Annotated in this window: 15 protein-coding genes and 1 riboswitch; of the genes, 8 read left to right on the forward strand and 7 right to left on the reverse strand. The window is 64.1% G+C overall.

Annotated features, from left to right (window positions below):
• Positions 1-33: 33 nt before the first annotated feature.
• Entirely contained in the window at positions 34-570 is a 537-nt protein-coding gene (locus RFM52_RS16695; protein ID WP_320296682.1) for a gamma-glutamylcyclotransferase, read from the reverse strand.
• 123 nt (positions 571-693) lie between these two features.
• On the opposite strand from RFM52_RS16695, the gene RFM52_RS16700 reads away from it, so the two are divergent.
• Together RFM52_RS16700 and RFM52_RS16705 are read left to right on the forward strand one after the other, a co-directional pair.
• Positions 694-1,692, forward strand: a complete 999-nt coding sequence (locus RFM52_RS16700) for a DUF2125 domain-containing protein (RefSeq protein ID WP_320296681.1) — start codon at positions 694-696, stop codon at positions 1,690-1,692.
• A 7-nt stretch (positions 1,693-1,699) separates the two neighbouring features.
• Positions 1,700-2,635, forward strand: coding sequence for a sugar kinase (locus RFM52_RS16705; RefSeq protein WP_320296680.1), 936 nt, complete (start codon positions 1,700-1,702; stop codon positions 2,633-2,635).
• A gap of 315 nt (positions 2,636-2,950) precedes the next feature.
• Here RFM52_RS16705 and RFM52_RS16710 read toward each other — a convergent pair whose 3' ends face one another.
• Both RFM52_RS16710 and hisC read right to left on the reverse strand, forming a co-directional pair.
• Positions 2,951-3,886 (reverse strand): prephenate/arogenate dehydrogenase family protein, encoded by a 936-nt coding sequence (locus RFM52_RS16710; RefSeq protein WP_320296679.1) that lies wholly within the window; start codon positions 3,884-3,886, stop codon positions 2,951-2,953.
• 6 nt (positions 3,887-3,892) lie between these two features.
• Complete coding sequence (gene hisC, locus RFM52_RS16715; protein ID WP_488253296.1) at positions 3,893-5,005, reverse strand: histidinol-phosphate transaminase; 1,113 nt, start codon at positions 5,003-5,005, stop codon at positions 3,893-3,895.
• A 128-nt stretch (positions 5,006-5,133) separates the two neighbouring features.
• Positions 5,134-5,211, forward strand: a riboswitch (SAM riboswitch).
• A 95-nt stretch (positions 5,212-5,306) separates the two neighbouring features.
• On the opposite strand from hisC, the gene metX reads away from it, so the two are divergent.
• From metX to RFM52_RS16735, 4 genes are all read left to right on the forward strand, one after another.
• A complete protein-coding gene (gene metX, locus RFM52_RS16720) occupies positions 5,307-6,476 on the forward strand; it encodes a homoserine O-acetyltransferase MetX (protein WP_320296677.1) in 1,170 nt (389 codons plus the stop codon).
• 79 nt (positions 6,477-6,555) lie between these two features.
• Positions 6,556-7,170 carry a methionine biosynthesis protein MetW gene (metW, locus tag RFM52_RS16725; RefSeq protein WP_320296676.1) on the forward strand — a complete coding sequence of 205 codons (615 nt, stop codon included), beginning with the start codon at positions 6,556-6,558 and terminating at the stop codon, positions 7,168-7,170.
• Between the two features lie 4 nt (positions 7,171-7,174).
• Positions 7,175-7,921 carry a Stf0 family sulfotransferase gene (locus RFM52_RS16730; protein WP_320296675.1) on the forward strand — a complete coding sequence of 249 codons (747 nt, stop codon included), beginning with the start codon at positions 7,175-7,177 and terminating at the stop codon, positions 7,919-7,921.
• A 135-nt stretch (positions 7,922-8,056) separates the two neighbouring features.
• Positions 8,057-9,010, forward strand: a complete 954-nt coding sequence (locus tag RFM52_RS16735; RefSeq protein WP_320296674.1) for a glycosyltransferase — start codon at positions 8,057-8,059, stop codon at positions 9,008-9,010.
• Here RFM52_RS16735 and RFM52_RS16740 read toward each other — a convergent pair.
• Positions 9,007-9,333, reverse strand: a complete 327-nt coding sequence (locus tag RFM52_RS16740; RefSeq protein WP_320296673.1) for a DUF1330 domain-containing protein — start codon at positions 9,331-9,333, stop codon at positions 9,007-9,009. The two genes, RFM52_RS16735 and RFM52_RS16740, sit on opposite strands and share 4 nt — an antisense overlap.
• A gap of 301 nt (positions 9,334-9,634) precedes the next feature.
• On the opposite strand from RFM52_RS16740, the gene RFM52_RS16745 reads away from it, so the two are divergent.
• Positions 9,635-10,594 carry a glycosyltransferase family 2 protein gene (locus tag RFM52_RS16745; protein WP_320327860.1) on the forward strand — a complete coding sequence of 320 codons (960 nt, stop codon included), beginning with the start codon at positions 9,635-9,637 and terminating at the stop codon, positions 10,592-10,594.
• Between the two features lie 13 nt (positions 10,595-10,607).
• Here RFM52_RS16745 and RFM52_RS16750 read toward each other — a convergent pair whose 3' ends face one another.
• From RFM52_RS16750 to RFM52_RS16760, 3 genes are all read right to left on the reverse strand, one after another.
• Positions 10,608-11,399, reverse strand: coding sequence for a DUF1194 domain-containing protein (locus RFM52_RS16750; RefSeq protein ID WP_430699272.1), 792 nt, complete (start codon positions 11,397-11,399; stop codon positions 10,608-10,610).
• A 67-nt stretch (positions 11,400-11,466) separates the two neighbouring features.
• On the reverse strand, positions 11,467-13,296 hold the full coding sequence (locus RFM52_RS16755; RefSeq protein WP_320296669.1) for an ABC transporter ATP-binding protein/permease: 1,830 nt from the start codon (positions 13,294-13,296) through the stop codon (positions 11,467-11,469).
• Positions 13,297-13,408: 112 nt separating this feature from the next.
• Positions 13,409-14,170, reverse strand: coding sequence for a class I SAM-dependent methyltransferase (locus tag RFM52_RS16760; protein WP_320296668.1), 762 nt, complete (start codon positions 14,168-14,170; stop codon positions 13,409-13,411).
• 116 nt (positions 14,171-14,286) lie between these two features.
• Between RFM52_RS16760 and gloB the strand changes: the two genes are divergently transcribed.
• The gene (gene gloB / locus RFM52_RS16765; RefSeq protein WP_320296667.1) at positions 14,287-15,054 is read left to right on the forward strand and encodes a hydroxyacylglutathione hydrolase; all 768 of its coding nucleotides are present in this window, start codon (positions 14,287-14,289) and stop codon (positions 15,052-15,054) included.
• Positions 15,055-15,121 lie beyond the last annotated feature (67 nt).

Below are 15,121 nucleotides of genomic sequence, written 5' to 3' on the forward strand. Positions count from 1 at the left end.
GGCATGGTTTTGCTTTTTGATCGGACCAGACCCTCACAAAGATGCGACCTGGCGGCCCACCTCCTCCAGCCAGTGGTCGCGAATGCCGAGCGCCTCGAGATGCTCGAGCGTGCTCAAGACATAGTCCTCGTTCCGGCCAGATTGGCCGACGGCGCCGCGAACGACGTTTGCGGCGTGATCGGCATCGAGCGAGCCGGCATATTGCTCATGCTGTCGGTCGACAATGTAGGTGACCGCCTCGACCGGACCGCCCCCTCCTCCCCCGCCGCCATCCAGCCGGATATCCAGCATGCGTTCGAGATAAACGCTGGTAACCAGCTCGCGTTCGCGCAGGTAGGAAAGCACCTCGTCACGTAAATTGCCGGGAACACGGTAGGCGAGGCCGATGCAGGAGCCGCCCCGGTCGAGGCCAAGCACCAGGCCCGGCCGGCGGCGTGTGCCGCGATGCACGAAGGAATAGACGCAAAGCGAGCGCCGGTAGCCGTAAAGCCGGGCGCGGCGCGTCTCGACATGGGCAAATCCCGGCCGCCAGATCAGCGACCCATAGCCAAAAACCCAAAAATCGCCCATATCGCCAAGCCTGATCGCATTCGAGTGAACGACACCGCACCGCCAAGGTGCTTCTTCTGTCCCCCGCTGTTTGCGTGAGAGTAAATGCCCGCTCGCACATCAGGGGTTAACGAGAGCCACAGCATGACGTCAAGTGACGAGCGATCGCCCAAACCTCGCCGCCGGCTGTTCTGGCTTGCCGCGTTCCTTGTCGTGCTGTTCGCCATCTACAGCGGCGGCTGGTTCTATCTCGCCGATAGGCTCAAGACCGAGGCCGACCAGGCGGTGGCGCGGCTGGGCAGCAAGGGGATCGCCGCCGGCTGCGCCAACCTCGCCGTCAGCGGCTATCCGATGAGCTTCACGGTTTCCTGCGACAACATCGCCTATGAGGACGACACCCGGAAGGTCGCGGCCTCCACCGGAAGCTTCAACGCCGTCGCCGGGATCACTGGGCCTTTGTCACCCGTTGCCGACCTGCGCGGGCCGCTGCGGACGATGGCGCCCGGCATGCCGCCACTGTGGATCGACTGGGACCAGCTGCAGGCCAATGTCAAAGTGTGGTGGCCGCTGCCGCGGAGTGTCTCGCTGCGGGCTGAAGGCCTGAACGGTCAGACCGATCCGCAGGACGACACCGATCCGATGCAATTGTTCAGCGCCGGCAAGGCGGCCGGCCAACTGCAGCCGGCCGGCCAGGACATCAATTATGTCGGCAGCTTCGGCGACCTGGAGATCAATGCGGATGCCATCGACGGACGCGTCTTGCCCGCCTTGGACGGCAGCGGCGAAGTCACGGTGAAAAACGGCGTGGCCTTGATCGCGGCACCGCCCAAAAGCCTGCGCGGCCAGTCGATCGACATCGCCAAGCTCGACCTGTCGTCCGGCACGGCGCGCATCACCGTGTCCGGACCGGTCTCCGTCGACACGGAAGGGCTGATCGACGCAAGCCTGACGATCAAGCTCAAGGACCCCAAGGCGGTGGCGTCCATCCTTGGCGGCGCCATGCCGGAGCACAAGAGCGAAATCGAGCAGGGCTTTGCCGCCATCGCCATGCTTGGCAAGGAGCCGTCCCTGCCGCTGAAGATCGTCAAGGGCAAGGCCTCGCTGGGCTTCATCCCGCTCGGCAAGATCAAGCCGTTGGAGTAACGCAGCAATGCCGCCGCCGGTCAGACTGCTCAGCGTCGGCGCCTTCACCCTCGACACGATCCTTCGCGTCGAGACGCTGCCCGCGCATCAAGGCAAATTCATCGCCAGCGACGGCGTCCAGATCGCCTCCGGCATGGCGACGAGCGCCGCCTGCGCCGCGCGCCGCCTCGGCGCCGAAGTGTCGCTTTGGGCGAGCGCCGGCGACGATCCGGTCGGCGACCAGCTGATCGCCGACATTCAGGCCGAAGGCGTCGATTGCAGCCTTATCCGCCGCGTCGCCGGCGCGCGATCGGCGCTGGCCGCGATCCTGGTGGATGCGCATGGCGAGCGCGTCATCGTCCCCTTCTACGACAAAAAGGCGCAAGCCGACCCCGAGGCGCTGCCGCTCGCCGACCTCTCCGCCTTCGATGCCGTTCTGGTGGATGTCCGCTGGCCGGGCGCCGCGGCGCTGGCTTTGAGCGCGGCAAGATCGATCGGCCGCCCGGCGATCCTGGATGCCGATACAGCACCCGTCGAGGTGCTGGAGCGCCTGCTGCCCTTGGCCTCGCACATCGTGGCGTCCGAACCGGCGGCGCGCATTGTCTGCGGCCACGCGCTCGACCCCGAAAGCGCCTGCGCCGACCTCGCCTCGCGCACCGATGCCTTCGTCGCGGTGACCGGCGGTGCGGCCGGCACCTGGTGGCACGACCGGGTGGCCAAGCGCGTGCGCCACGTCGAGGCGCCGAAGGTCAAGGCGGTGGATACGCTCGCCGCCGGCGACGTCTTCCACGGCGCCTTCGCCGTCGGCCTCGCGGAGGCCATGCCCGTGGAAGAAGCCCTGCGCTTTGCCAGCGCCGCCGCCGCGCTCAAATGCCTGCGCTTCGGCGGGCGGCTCGGCGCGCCGGACCGGGCCGAGACCCTGGCGATGATGGCGGCGCACTGGCCGTCATCGGAGCAAGGCTAGCGCGCAAGATTATCTCGCTTATTTCCGCGAAATCGGCACAAACGCTGGGGATTGGCGGAGGGCGCTCAACCTCGTCATTCCAGGGCGGAGCAGCCGCGAAGCGGCGTCGCGGAGACCCTGGAATCCATTCCGTGACCTGAGCCGTGGAATGCGGCGGAGCAGAATTCTGCACCGCCGCCGCACTCGGAAGTCACGGAATGGATCCTCGGGTCTGCGCGCGTCGCTTCGCTCCTTGCTCCGCCCGTGGATGACGAACGACCGGGCGTTTTGGCCAATCTCGAAAGTAGCCGACCGGTGAAAATCCGGTGCGGAAGCTTAAGGCTTGCTTGGGTGTTCGACCGCCTGGCGGCCAAAGTCCGGCACGTCGATATCCTGGCCGGCCTCGATGATCGAGCGGCGGATGGCGCGGGTGCGGGTGAAGAGGTCGAAGAGCTTCTCGCCGTCACCCCAGCGGATCGCCCGCTGCAGCGAGGCCAGATCCTCCGAGAAACGCGCCAGCATCTCCAGGATCGCGTCCTTGTTGTGCAGGCACACGTCGCGCCACATGGTCGGGTCGGAGGCGGCAAGGCGGGTGAAGTCGCGGAAACCGGAAGCGGAATATTTGATGACTTCGCTCTTGGTCACCGCTTCCAGGTCGTCCGCCGTGCCGACGATGTTGTAGGCGATGATATGCGGCAGGTGCGACACGATCGCGAGTGTCATGTCGTGATGCTGCGGGTCCATCGTATCGATGTTGGAGCCGCAGCGCCGCCAGAATTCAGACAGCGTCTCGAGCGCCGCTGGATCGGTGCCCGGCAGCGGCGTGAAGATGCACCAGCGGTTCTCGAAGAGATCGGCAAAGCCGGCATCCGGTCCGGACTTTTCCGTGCCGGCCAGCGGGTGTCCGGGGATGAAATGCACGCCTTCCGGCACATGCGGCTGCATTTGCGCGATCACCGAGGCCTTGGTCGAGCCGACGTCGGTCAGGATGGCGCCTTTCTTCAGCGCCGGCGCGATCTCGGCCGCGACCTCGCCGGACGAGCCGACGGGCACCGAGACGATGACGAGGTCGGCATCGCCCACCGCTTCCCTGGCATCCGTCGTGTAGGAATCGCCAAGGCCAAGCTCCTCGGCGCGCTTCAGCGTCGATGCACTGCGCGTCGCGATGGCGATGTGCGTGGCAAGCCCCTCGCGGCGGATGACACGCGCAAGCGACGAGCCGATCAGGCCGATGCCGACCAGCGCTATTTTCTCGAACATCGGTGATGCCATGGCGTTCTAGCTTTTCAGGAAGGTCTTGAGCGCGTCGATGACGCCGCGATTGGCCTCTTCGGTGCCGATGCTCATGCGCAGCGCGTTGGGGAAGCCATAGCCGGTGACGCGGCGCAGGATGTAACCGCGCTGGCTGAGATAATCGTCCGCTGCCGCCGCTGAATGCTTCTTGCCGTCGGGAAAATGGATCAGCACGAAATTGCCGACGCTGGGCGTGACGCGCAGGCCAAGCCCGGTCAGCTCCGCGCTGAGCCAGGCCAGCCATTTCTCGTTATGCGTCACGCTGCGCTCGATATGGGCGCGGTCGCGGATCGCGGCGATGCCGGCCTCGATGGCCGTGGCATTGACGTTGAAGGGGCCTCGCACGCGGTTGATCGCATCGACGATATGCGCCGGCCCATACATCCAGCCGATGCGCGCGCCGCCGAGGCCGAGCTTGGAGAAAGTGCGGGTCATCACCACGTTTTCGGAGCTGCCCGCCAGCTCGATGCCGGCTTCATAGTCGTTGCGCCGCACATATTCGGCATAAGCCGCATCGAGCACCAGGAGCACGTCCTTCGGCAAGGCCGCGTGCAGCCGGCGCACTTCCTGGAACGGCACATAGGTGCCGGTCGGATTGTTGGGATTGGCGAGGAACACGATCCGCGTCGCCGGCGTCACCGCGGCCAGGATCGCGTCGATGTCGGCGCGCTCGTCGGTTTCCTTGACCGCCACTGGCTTGGCACCCGCCGCCTGGATGTAGATCTTGTAGACCATGAAGGCGTGCTCGGTGAACACGGCCTCGTCGCCCGGCGCCAGATAGGCCTGCGCCAGGAGCCCGAGGATCTCGTCGGAGCCGTTGGAGCAGATGATGTTCGCCGGATTGAGCCCATGCACCTCGCCGATCGCCTCGCGCAGCCGCCGCGCCGTGCCGTCGGGATAGACGTCGAGCTTCGCCGCGACTTCGCGCGCGGCTTCGATCGCCTTCGGCGAAGGGCCGAGCGGATTTTCGTTCGACGACAGCTTGTAGACTTTCATCACGCCGGCTGGCGCGGTGCTTTTTCCCGGCACATAGGCCTCGATGTCCATGATGCCCGCGCGGGGCGTCGGACGGGGCTGATCCTGCTTCATGTCACAAATCCGTCGAGAGGGCCTCTTCAAGGCCGCAGCGGAAATACAGGCCACGGGCTGGAATGTCGAGTGCTACCGCTTGGTGCCGCGAAGCGGCTACCCGTTGACGAAGCGCGGCGCTGGTCCTAGAAGAGCTGCCAGACTTCCGTGGTGATTTGGCCGGTCGGCTTGCAGCCACGTTAAACAACTCGCTAAAGGGCCGTTTGCAACCTGTAACCGGCTTTGCGACGGCAATGCCGGTTTTTTATTGTCCGCTGCCGGCCGGACACCGCATCGGGACGAGACCGATCGGGACAGGATGAGGACGGACATGGCCGCTCAGCGCGCTGCAAGAACCAAGGACGAGGTCGACCATCCGTCGAGCCCGGTGCTGCAGTTCGGCCCCGACAAGCCGCTGAAGCTCGACGCCGGCACTATCCTTTCGCCTTTCCAGATCGCCTATCAGACCTACGGCACGCTCAACGACGCGCGCTCCAACGCCATCCTCGTCTGCCACGCGCTGACCGGCGACCAGCACGTCGCCAACACCAACCCGGTGACCGGCAAGCCCGGCTGGTGGGAGGTGCTGATCGGCCCCGGCAAGATCATCGACACCAACCGTTTCTTCGTCATCTGCTCCAATGTCATCGGCGGTTGCCTCGGCTCGACCGGCCCGGCCTCGACCAACCCTTCCACCGGCAAGCCCTACGGGCTCGATCTGCCGATCATCACCATCCGTGACATGGTGCGCGCGCAGGCGATGCTGGTCGATCATTTCGGCATCGAAAAGCTGTTTTGCGTGCTTGGCGGCTCGATGGGCGGCATGCAGGTTCTGGAATGGGCGGCGAGCCATTCGGAGCGCGTGTTCTGCGCCCTGCCGATCGCCACCGGCGCCCGCCATTCCTCGCAGAACATCGCCTTCCACGAGGTCGGCCGACAGGCCGTCATGGCCGATCCGGAGTGGCACGGCGGCAAATATCTCGATTTCGGCAAGCGGCCGGAAAAGGGCCTCGCCGTCGCGCGCATGGCCGCCCACATCACCTACCTTTCGGAAGCCGCGCTCCACCGCAAGTTCGGCCGCAACCTGCAGGACCGCGATGCGCTCACCTTCGGCTTCGACGCCGATTTCCAGATCGAAAGCTATCTGCGCCACCAGGGCATGACCTTCGTCGACCGCTTCGACGCCAACTCCTACCTCTATCTGACCCGCGCGATGGACTATTTCGACCTTGCCGCAGATCACGGCGGGCGTCTCGCCGACGCCTTCGCCGGCACGAAGACGCGCTTTTGCCTGGTCTCCTTCACCAGCGACTGGCTGTTCCCGACCGAGGAGAGCCGGTCGATCGTGCATGCCTTGAACGCGGCGGGCGCTTCCGTCTCTTTCGTCGAGATCGAGACCGATCGCGGCCACGACGCCTTCCTGCTCGACGAGCCGGAGCTGTTCGCGGCCATCAACGGCTTCATCGCGTCGGCCGCCCGCGCCAGGGGCCTCAACCTATGACCCCGAACCGAAGGCCAGCGAACGCAAAAAGTTGCAGACTTTTCGGGCCGGGATCATGCGCCTTGCAGGAGGCGAAGCCATGACGGTCAATCGCGCCCAGCGCGTCGACCTCGACGTCGTCGCCGATCTCATCCCGCCCAGTTCGCGCGTCCTCGATGTCGGCTCGGGCGACGGCCTGCTTCTGGAATTGTTGCAGGAGACCAAGCAGGTCGACGGCCGCGGGCTGGAATTGTCGCAGCGCGGCGTCAACGAATGCGTGGCGCGCGGGCTATCGGTCATCCAGGGCGACGCCGACACGGATCTGAAATTCTACGCCGACAAGGGCTTCGACTTCGTCGTGCTGTCGCAGACGTTGCAGGCGACGCGCAACCCGAAGGTCGTGCTCGACGAGCTGCTTCGGATCGGCAACCGCGCCATCGTCTCCTTCCCCAATTTCGGCCACTGGCGCGTGCGCTTTTCGCTGCTGGTCAAGGGCAGGATGCCGGTCACCAAGGATCTGCCCTACTCCTGGTACGACACGCCCAACATCCACTTCTGCACCATCCGCGACTTCGTCAACCTGTGCGAGGAGCTCGGCGCGACCGTCGAGAAGGCGACCGCGCTCGACGCCAACGGCCAGAAGATCGGCCTGTCGATGCCCTGGTGGTTCTGGAACTTCTTCGGCCAGCAGGCGGTGTTTCTGCTGAGGCGATGACGGAATGCGTCTCTTTCGCCGGCCCCCAGCAGTGGTGGAAATCCCGCCGAACATTCTGTCCGAAGTACGGGCGGGAATTCTCGTCTGCACATCACCGCGGAGCGGCAGCAATCATCTCGCGGGATTGATGGCTTCCGCCGGGCTGGGCCATCCGCTGGAATGGTTTGGCGGGCGACGTCTGCTGGAGTTGCCGGGTTACCCGCGAGATCCCCGCGCACAGCTTCTGCGTGCGCTGACCGAGGGACGGTCCTCTACCGGTGTCTACGCAATCAAGCTCTTTGCGAGCCAGTTCACACAACTGGCCAAGAAGGTGAAGCTGCCGGCCAGCCTTCCGAATTTGAGCTATGTACGCTTAACCCGTGACGATCTGCTCGGCCAGGCGATCTCATGGGCACGTGCGCGTCAAACCCGCGAATTCCGATCCAGCGAGATCAGCCATGTACCGCCACGCTATGACGGCCATGCAATCGCAGAGTCCCTGGAAAAGATTTTGATGGAGAACGTGACATGGGACGGTTGGTTCGCGAAGAACGGCCTGTCCTTCCTCCCCCTGACTTACGAGCAGCTTCAGCGCGATCCGGCAGGGAGCCTGACCAAACTCGCGCAGCTCGTGAATGTGGAGCCCAACTGGGAGACCAACCTCCGGTCAGGTCTCGAAATCCAGCGCGATGCAATCAATGAAGAATGGCGAAAGCGTTTCCTGTCCGAATATGCCGACCCGTCCAGCTTCCGATACCGAATGATAAAATAGCCCATCTAACAAATTCCCAGTGCACAATTGCATCTCGATGATTTGACAGCATGCTGTCAGGGCTATAGCCACTACTTTTGATTAATTGGCTGTGTCGCGATGGCTGAACATCCTGCCTATTCTGTCGTCATGGAGATGGAGAATGCCAAATCCATCGATTGGGATGAGATTGGGCTTGGGCTCAAAGCCTTGGCGCGCGAGATCGCCCAGGTTTCCGCTACCGGATTTGCGAGGCCGAAGGTCATTATCTCGCATGGCGGCCTCGAAACTGACGCCGTCTCATTGCGAAGCCGCATCGGAGCCGAAGCGCCCCAATTGGCGCAGGTTGCCGACCTGGCCTTCGCTGCCTGTCCTGGCGGCAGATACTACGACCTCAAGAACAACGGCATCCCTTGGAGCGAAGGAAGCGTCCTTGTTTTTCTCGATTCCGACACAGTTCCGGAACGAAGCTGGCTCTCAACCCTGCTGAAGCCCTTCGACGACCCTGAAACCATCTGCGTCAATGGGCACACCTATCTTTCCCATGATGACTTCTTCTCGCGGACCTTCGCGTTGATCTGGTTCTTCCCGATGGCTGAGGGAGACAAGAGATTTGCCTCGAAGCGTGCTATCAATGCCAACAACATCGCTTTCCGGCGCGACTGGATATCCAGCCACCCGTTTCCAGCACACAACGGCTTCAAGGTCTCCTGCACGCTCCTGATGCATCAGCTTTGGGGTGAAGGCCACAAAATCGTCAACGTGGACGCGCGCGTCCACCACTATTCCCCGCGCGGCTGGCGGTTCTTCTTTTGGCGCGCGCTGGTGACCGGCAGGGATGCCGATCGAAAATTCGTCGAGCTCCACTCCCCCAGCCGCGCCCGGCGCATCGTCAAATCATTCACGCGCTGGGGGACAATGTCGTGGCGCACGCTGCGGCGCGTGGTGAATCACGCGCCGCAGACCGGCATGCCGGTCTGGCAAATTCCCTTCGCGGCGATCGTCGGCCTGACGTTCTACACATTCGCGTTTCTCGGCCATTTCAGCCTGGCGGCAGGGCTCGTTCGCGACAAGGTTGAAATCGTGCCCGACTATGTCGTGCACAGTTAGCGAATTCCAAGCACATCCGTAGCCTTGTGCGGATGCTCGACGCCGTCAACGAAGATCACGTCGGATTCAGAATTCTCGGTGCGCAGCGGGAGGATCGCCTGATAAGCCGGCGACCGGTACCAGTCCCTCACATGCCGCCTGTCGGCGAATTCGATGACGATCAGGTGCCCGGGCCAGCTGTTTTCGACGACCTTGACGTCGCCGCCATGGACGACAAAGCGCCCACCGAACGGCGCCAGCGTGGCGTCGATCTTCTCCAGATATTCGATCATCCAGGGACCCGGCGTGACTTGGCGCATATGGGCAACGGCGTAAGCGGTCATGATCCTGCTCCTTCATGGGATCGAAGCCGATCGGCCGGCCTCGTGGGGTCACCATGCAAAAGCCAGGTAGTCTGGTCGATTACCTTGGACGTCATCGAGACAAAGCCGGCCTCTGACCTCGCCCAGCGGGCAGTTACGCCAGGCGAAACGCCGATAGTGTTGCCATCAGACCGCAAGGTTACGGAAAACCCGCTGATTTCGGCATTTCTTGGCGAGCGCGGCGTGACACAAGGGTGGCTTTTTTGTAGCGTCGACCGCAAATCAGAGGTGGACACCAAGATAGCCGTCGACTTTCCGACAGATGCCAGATCCGACCGGTAGCGGCAGCCCGATGTCGAACCAGGACGTTCCGCTGATCTCAGTGATCACGCCGACCCACAACCGGCGCAGCCAGGTCGTGCGCGCGGTGGAAAGCGTTCTGGCGCAGACACTTACCCGCTTCGAGCACATCGTGGTCGATGACGGTTCGACCGACGGGACGGCCGCCGCGCTAGCCGAAATCCGCGACCCGAGGCTGATCTATGTCGGCGCCAAATGGCGCGGCGCCAATGCGGCGCGCAATGCGGGCATAGAGCGCGCGCGGGCGCCGGTCGTGACGTTCCTCGATTCGGACGATGTCTATCTGCCGGACCGGCTGGAGCGGACGCTGACGCGCTTCCACGAAAACCCTTCGCTCGAGGTGTTGATCAGTTCCTTCCTGTCGCTGAAGGGCGGCCGCAGCACCAAATGCATCAATCGCGATGCCTTTCTCGACAAGAGCACGCTGCAGCGCGCCCTGGTCGCGCAGACCATCTTCATTGCCGGCTCGGCGATCACGGCAAGGCACGAGTCGCTGCTGGCGATCGGCGGCTACGACAGCGACGTGACGCGCATGCAGGATCGCGAATTGCTGCTGCGCTTTGCACAGCGCAGCGGCGCCTTGCTGTCCGAGGACATCGACTGGAAGAAGTACAATTCGGAGAATTCGATCTCCGGCCGCCGCGACGGCTATGTCGAGGCCTACGCCAATCTGATCGACAAGCATCCTTATATTGCCGATCGCTATCCCGAAGTTCCACCTTACATGATCGCGCGGCAGATCATCGCCGATATCCTCAAGGGCAGGTTGCCGCAGGCCTTTTCGGGCTATAACGCCAACCGGTCGTCCAAGTCGCTCGGCTACTCGCCGGCCGAACTCCTGCGCGGCTATGTCGTCGGCCGCCGCTGGCGGCGCGACTGCTACGACGAGTTCCGCGCCAAATACGGCGCCAGGGCGGTCTGAAGCAGCGGCCGGCTTACCTGTCGAGCTCCGGAAAGTAGGGATCGGAATACCGGTGCCGCAGGCGTTCGCCCAGCAGGCAGTCGACAGGCGTCGGATCCTCGACGCGGATGGCTCTGGCGTCGGTGAGGCCACTCACCTCCTGGATCAGCTTGCGGCGTATGGCGGTCGAGAATTCCGACGCTGCATAAATCGGCAGAACGAAGGAGCCGGCGCCTCCGGTCACGCAGTCGGCATAATAGCGGTCGAGATGGCTGACGCTCGGCGACGGGCTGATCAGGATCGGCAGGCCGTTGATGACGATGCCCCTGGCGACCGCGGCATCGCGGATCGCGGCGACCGGCAGCCCGGTGTTGTTCGGCCCGTCGCCCGATATGTCGACGACACGTCGCGGCGCCGAAAAGCCGGCGCTCTCCAGAAGCCCCGCGCCGAAGCCGAGCGCGCCGGAGATCGAGGTGCCGCGAAAGCTGCGGAACGGCCGTGCGGCTATTTTGTCGGCAAAAGCGTTGGCGCTGTCTTCGTTGTCGATGACCTGCCAGGCGATGACCCCGTCGTCGCGCACCACGCCCGCCCATTCGAAATAAGCGAGCGCGATGCGGCCCCTGGAACCCGCGCGCACGGCATTGATGAAATCGGGGTGCCGCAACGCTTCGACATAGCCGGCGCGCTGCAGGGCGAACTCCTCCTCATCCATCGACTGCGAGATGTCGACGGCAAGCACGAGTTCGACATCCACGGGCGCGCCGTCGCCGATTGGCGGCAACGGCGCTGCCTCGGCGCAGGTTAGGCAGGCAAGCAGGCTGAGCATCTCGAGCATGGCCGCGAGCGTCCTGACGACGCCGTCCACTCTTCCCGGCGATCGCGGCGAAATAAAGCTATTTCTTCTTGGCGCGGGCAGCGGCTGGTGGCGGCTCGATCGCCCCGGCCCGCACACGCACGGGCTTCAAAGCCGGAGCCCCCGTATCCTTCACGATGTTCAAGGAGCGCGGAAAGAACTGGGGGTTGTGCAGGCCGCGCCCGATATTGAGGATGGCGGCATCGGGCAGGCGGGTCTGCAGCATGGCCAGCACCCGCCGCAGCGACGGACCGTCGAATGCGTCCAGAGCCTCGTCGATGATCACCCATCTTGGTTTGCGCACGGCGATCCGGGCGAAAGCCAGCGCGCGCTGCTCATCATCGCCCAGTTCACGCTCCCAACGCCCGCTGCGGTCGAGCGAGGATGACAGCCGCTCGAGGCCGACCTCGGCAAGCACCGCCGAAATTTCGGCATCGCTGGCCGGCGCAGATCCGTTCGGATGGTCGAGGACCTCGCGCAACGTGCCAGCCGGGAAGTATGGAACGCGCGGCACGAAGATCGGGGTCTCTCCCGCCGGCAGGCCGATCAGCCCGCTCCCCCACGGCCACAGGCCGGCAATGGCGCGGAAGAACAATGTCTTGCCGGCGCCCGGCTCGCCGGTGACCATGATGCGCTCGCCAGGATGAATCTCGACTTGCGGGTCCGCGAGCTTGGTGCAGCCTTCCGGAGAAGCCACCTGGAGTTTCTCGAAGGTCAGGCTGCCATTGGCGTTTTCTCTGAACTCGATGCGTCTTTCCGTGCCGTGCAGCACATCGGTTTCTTCCAGCGCGATCCGGAAATCGGCCACACGCATCAGCGTCGCGCGCCAGTCGGCGATGCTGCCGATGTTGTTGATGAACCAGCGCAGGGACGAATGGACCTGGTTGAAGGCGCCGACCGCCATCATCAGCCCGCCGAACGAGATGTCGCCCGAGAAATAGACCGGTGAAGCCACCAGGATGGGCGCCACCACCGTTATCCAGCCATAGGTGTCGGTCACCCAGGACAGGTTGATCTGTGCGGTGAAGATGCGCCGCATGGCGCCCAGCACCGTGCCGAGATCGAGCTCGAGCCGGCGCCTGGCATCGGGCTCGCCATGATAGAGCGCTATCGCATCGACATTCTCGTTGACCCGCACCATGGAGGAGCGCAGTTCGGCTTCGCGGGTATAGCGCTCGCTGTTGAGGCTGATCAGCGGGCGCCCGACCAGCCAGCTCAGCCACGAGGCGATGCCGGCATAGAGGAACGCGGCCCAGACCATGTAGCCCGGTATCGCCAGCGAATAGCCGCCGACGTGAAAGACAAAGCCGGAAGACAGCTCCCACAGCACGCCGATGAAGGAGACGAGCAGGATGAACGACTGCAGCAGGCCGACGCCGAGATCCGTCGACAGGTCCGACAGGTGAGCGGCATCCTGCTGCATGCGCTGGTCGGGATTGACGCCGATGGCGCCGGCGTTGGCCAGCCGGAAGGCACGCGCCGGGCGCATCCATTGATCGATCAGGTCGAGTGTCAGCGCCTCGCGCAGCCGCAAGCGGATCATCTGGTTGAGCCAGGTCTGGCCGATATTGAGCACCAGAAGCCCGCCGGCGATCATCGCGAAGACCAGAAGCTGGTGCAGGAAATCAGCCATGTCGCGCCGGGCCAGCGCGTCGTAGAAAGGCTGGTTCCAGCGGTTGAGCAAGACCTGTCCGATTGAGGTCGCGACAATGACCGCGACGATGCCGATGGAGACCCAGGTAAGCTGCCTGCGCACAGGCGAGGATTTCAGCCCCTGCTTGATCGTCGCCACCTGGTCGGCGAGGCTGCTCGCCTCGACCGAGACGGCGGCCTTTTTTGGGCCCGGCTTTCTATCGGTCTGGTCGTCCATGAAGGATATTCCTGGTTTCCGCGGCGGTCATGATTACCGCGCTGGGCGGGCATGCCTCAGATAGGGTGACGATCGAAGCGCGATGCAAGGCGCGGCGGCGATCACGAACGCGTCACTTGGCCGGGCGCGGCGTCGATCGCCGGCCAAGCCGCGTTGCGCCCTGTGGCGAAAAGACCGGCACGAAGACGCGGCGAGAGGCGCGCTGCGCGACCGGCACACCCTGATAGAGCCGCTTCTGCGCCTCGACGACGATGACGCCGGAAAAGATCGGCCAGAACCGCCGGCCGGCTTTCTCCAGCACATTGTGGAACCGCATCATGAAACGCCGCGGCGACGGCGGGAAGAACAGCGCATCGCTCCATGTCGCCGGGGTGAAGTTCGCCTCGCGCAGCAACTCGGTCAACTGGCCGCGCGAGAACGGCCGGCCGTTGCCGAAGGGCGTGTGCTCGAACCGCGCCCAGACGCCGCGCCGGTTGGGCACGACGATGACAACCCTGCCCGCCGGCGACAGCACGCGCCAGATCTCGTTCAGCGTCTCGCGCGGGTTTTCGACATGTTCGAGCGAGTGCACCAGGAGCATGCGGTCGATGCAGGAATCGACCAGCGGCAGCTCCTCGTCGAAGACCAGCGCCGTCGCCGCCGGCCCCGACACCGGCCACACCACCGCGCCCTGCGTCGCCGGCATGAAGGCAAAGACCCGCTCGGCATCGGTACCGAAGCGTTCCAGCCATGGCAGTGTGTAGCCGAGGCCGACCAGCCGCTCGTTGGGAACGGTTGCCCATATGGACGAAAGCGCCATGGTGATCGAATGCTCGGCCAGGCGTCCGAGCGTGGTCGAATAGAAGGAACGCAGGTCGACGATATCTGAATGCATGCGCGGGACGGTAGCTGCGAAGGGGCTCAAGTTCAACAAAGGCGGCAAGTTCGACAAACCCGGATGACATCGGCGGCCGGCCGCCCTATGTCTGCGACGACAAATGGAGACATGCGATGGCGGTCGAAATCGAGCAGTTCATGTGCCGCACCGACAATTTCGGCGTACTGGTCCATGACCCGAAAAGCGGACAGACGGCCATCATCGACGCGCCGGAAGAGGCGCCGATCCTGGCGGCGATCAAGCGCACCGGCTGGACGCCGACATTGATCCTCACCACGCATCATCATGCCGACCATGTCGAAGCCAATCTGGCACTGAAGGAGCGCTTCAAGCTTCGCATCGTCGGTCCGGAAGCCGAGAAGGCGAAAATCCCGGGCATCGACGACACGGTCGGCCAGGGCTCGGTCGTGCGCCTTGGGGAGGAAAGGATCGAGGTCATCGAGACGCCCGGCCATACCGCCGGTCACGTCTCCTACCACCTGCCGGCCTCGAAGGTGGCTTTCACCGCCGACACGCTGTTTGCGCTGGGTTGCGGCCGCCTGTTCGAATGCAAGCCGCCGGTCATGTATGAATCGCTGAAGAAGCTGGCGGCGCTGCCGGCGGAAACCGCCATCTATTGCGGCCACGAATACACCTTGGCCAATGCCCGCTTCGCGGTGTCGGTCGACCCCAGCAACCCGGCGCTGAAGCAGCGCGCGGCAAGGATCGAGGCGCTGCGCGCGGACAACAGGCCGACGCTGCCGACCACCATCGGCGAGGAACTGTCGACCAACCCGTTCCTGCGCTGGCACGATCCGGCGATCCGCAAGCATCTCGGCATGAAGAACGCATCCGACGCCGAGGTGTTTGCCGAGATCCGCAAGCGCAAGGATAATTTCTAATGCGTGTCGCCCAAAAGTGCATAGCGGTTTTGGGACAACGACACGCATCAATGCAAAATATGTCGCT

The sequence above is a fragment of the Mesorhizobium humile genome, from assembly GCF_033977215.1.
GTDB classification, from domain to species: Bacteria; Pseudomonadota; Alphaproteobacteria; order Rhizobiales; family Rhizobiaceae; genus Mesorhizobium; species Mesorhizobium humile.

Excerpts from the sequence above, each read along its gene's own strand:
- gloB (WP_320296667.1), top strand. The coding sequence starts at position 14,287 with ATGGCGGTCGAAATCGAGCAGTTCATGTGCCGCACCGACAATTTCGGC.
- metX (WP_320296677.1), top strand. The coding sequence starts at position 5,307 with ATGGCCGCTCAGCGCGCTGCAAGAACCAAGGACGAGGTCGACCATCCG.
- RFM52_RS16705 (WP_320296680.1), top strand. The coding sequence starts at position 1,700 with ATGCCGCCGCCGGTCAGACTGCTCAGCGTCGGCGCCTTCACCCTCGAC.
- RFM52_RS16700 (WP_320296681.1), top strand. The coding sequence starts at position 694 with ATGACGTCAAGTGACGAGCGATCGCCCAAACCTCGCCGCCGGCTGTTC.
- RFM52_RS16735 (WP_320296674.1), top strand. The coding sequence starts at position 8,057 with ATGGAGAATGCCAAATCCATCGATTGGGATGAGATTGGGCTTGGGCTC.
- RFM52_RS16730 (WP_320296675.1), top strand. The coding sequence starts at position 7,175 with ATGCGTCTCTTTCGCCGGCCCCCAGCAGTGGTGGAAATCCCGCCGAAC.
- metW (WP_320296676.1), top strand. The coding sequence starts at position 6,556 with ATGACGGTCAATCGCGCCCAGCGCGTCGACCTCGACGTCGTCGCCGAT.
- RFM52_RS16750 (WP_430699272.1), bottom strand. The coding sequence starts at position 11,399 with ATGCTCAGCCTGCTTGCCTGCCTAACCTGCGCCGAGGCAGCGCCGTTG.
- RFM52_RS16760 (WP_320296668.1), bottom strand. The coding sequence starts at position 14,170 with ATGCATTCAGATATCGTCGACCTGCGTTCCTTCTATTCGACCACGCTC.
- RFM52_RS16695 (WP_320296682.1), bottom strand. The coding sequence starts at position 570 with ATGGGCGATTTTTGGGTTTTTGGCTATGGGTCGCTGATCTGGCGGCCG.
- RFM52_RS16755 (WP_320296669.1), bottom strand. The coding sequence starts at position 13,296 with ATGGACGACCAGACCGATAGAAAGCCGGGCCCAAAAAAGGCCGCCGTC.
- RFM52_RS16745 (WP_320327860.1), top strand. The coding sequence starts at position 9,635 with ATGCCAGATCCGACCGGTAGCGGCAGCCCGATGTCGAACCAGGACGTT.
- RFM52_RS16710 (WP_320296679.1), bottom strand. The coding sequence starts at position 3,886 with ATGGCATCACCGATGTTCGAGAAAATAGCGCTGGTCGGCATCGGCCTG.
- RFM52_RS16740 (WP_320296673.1), bottom strand. The coding sequence starts at position 9,333 with ATGACCGCTTACGCCGTTGCCCATATGCGCCAAGTCACGCCGGGTCCC.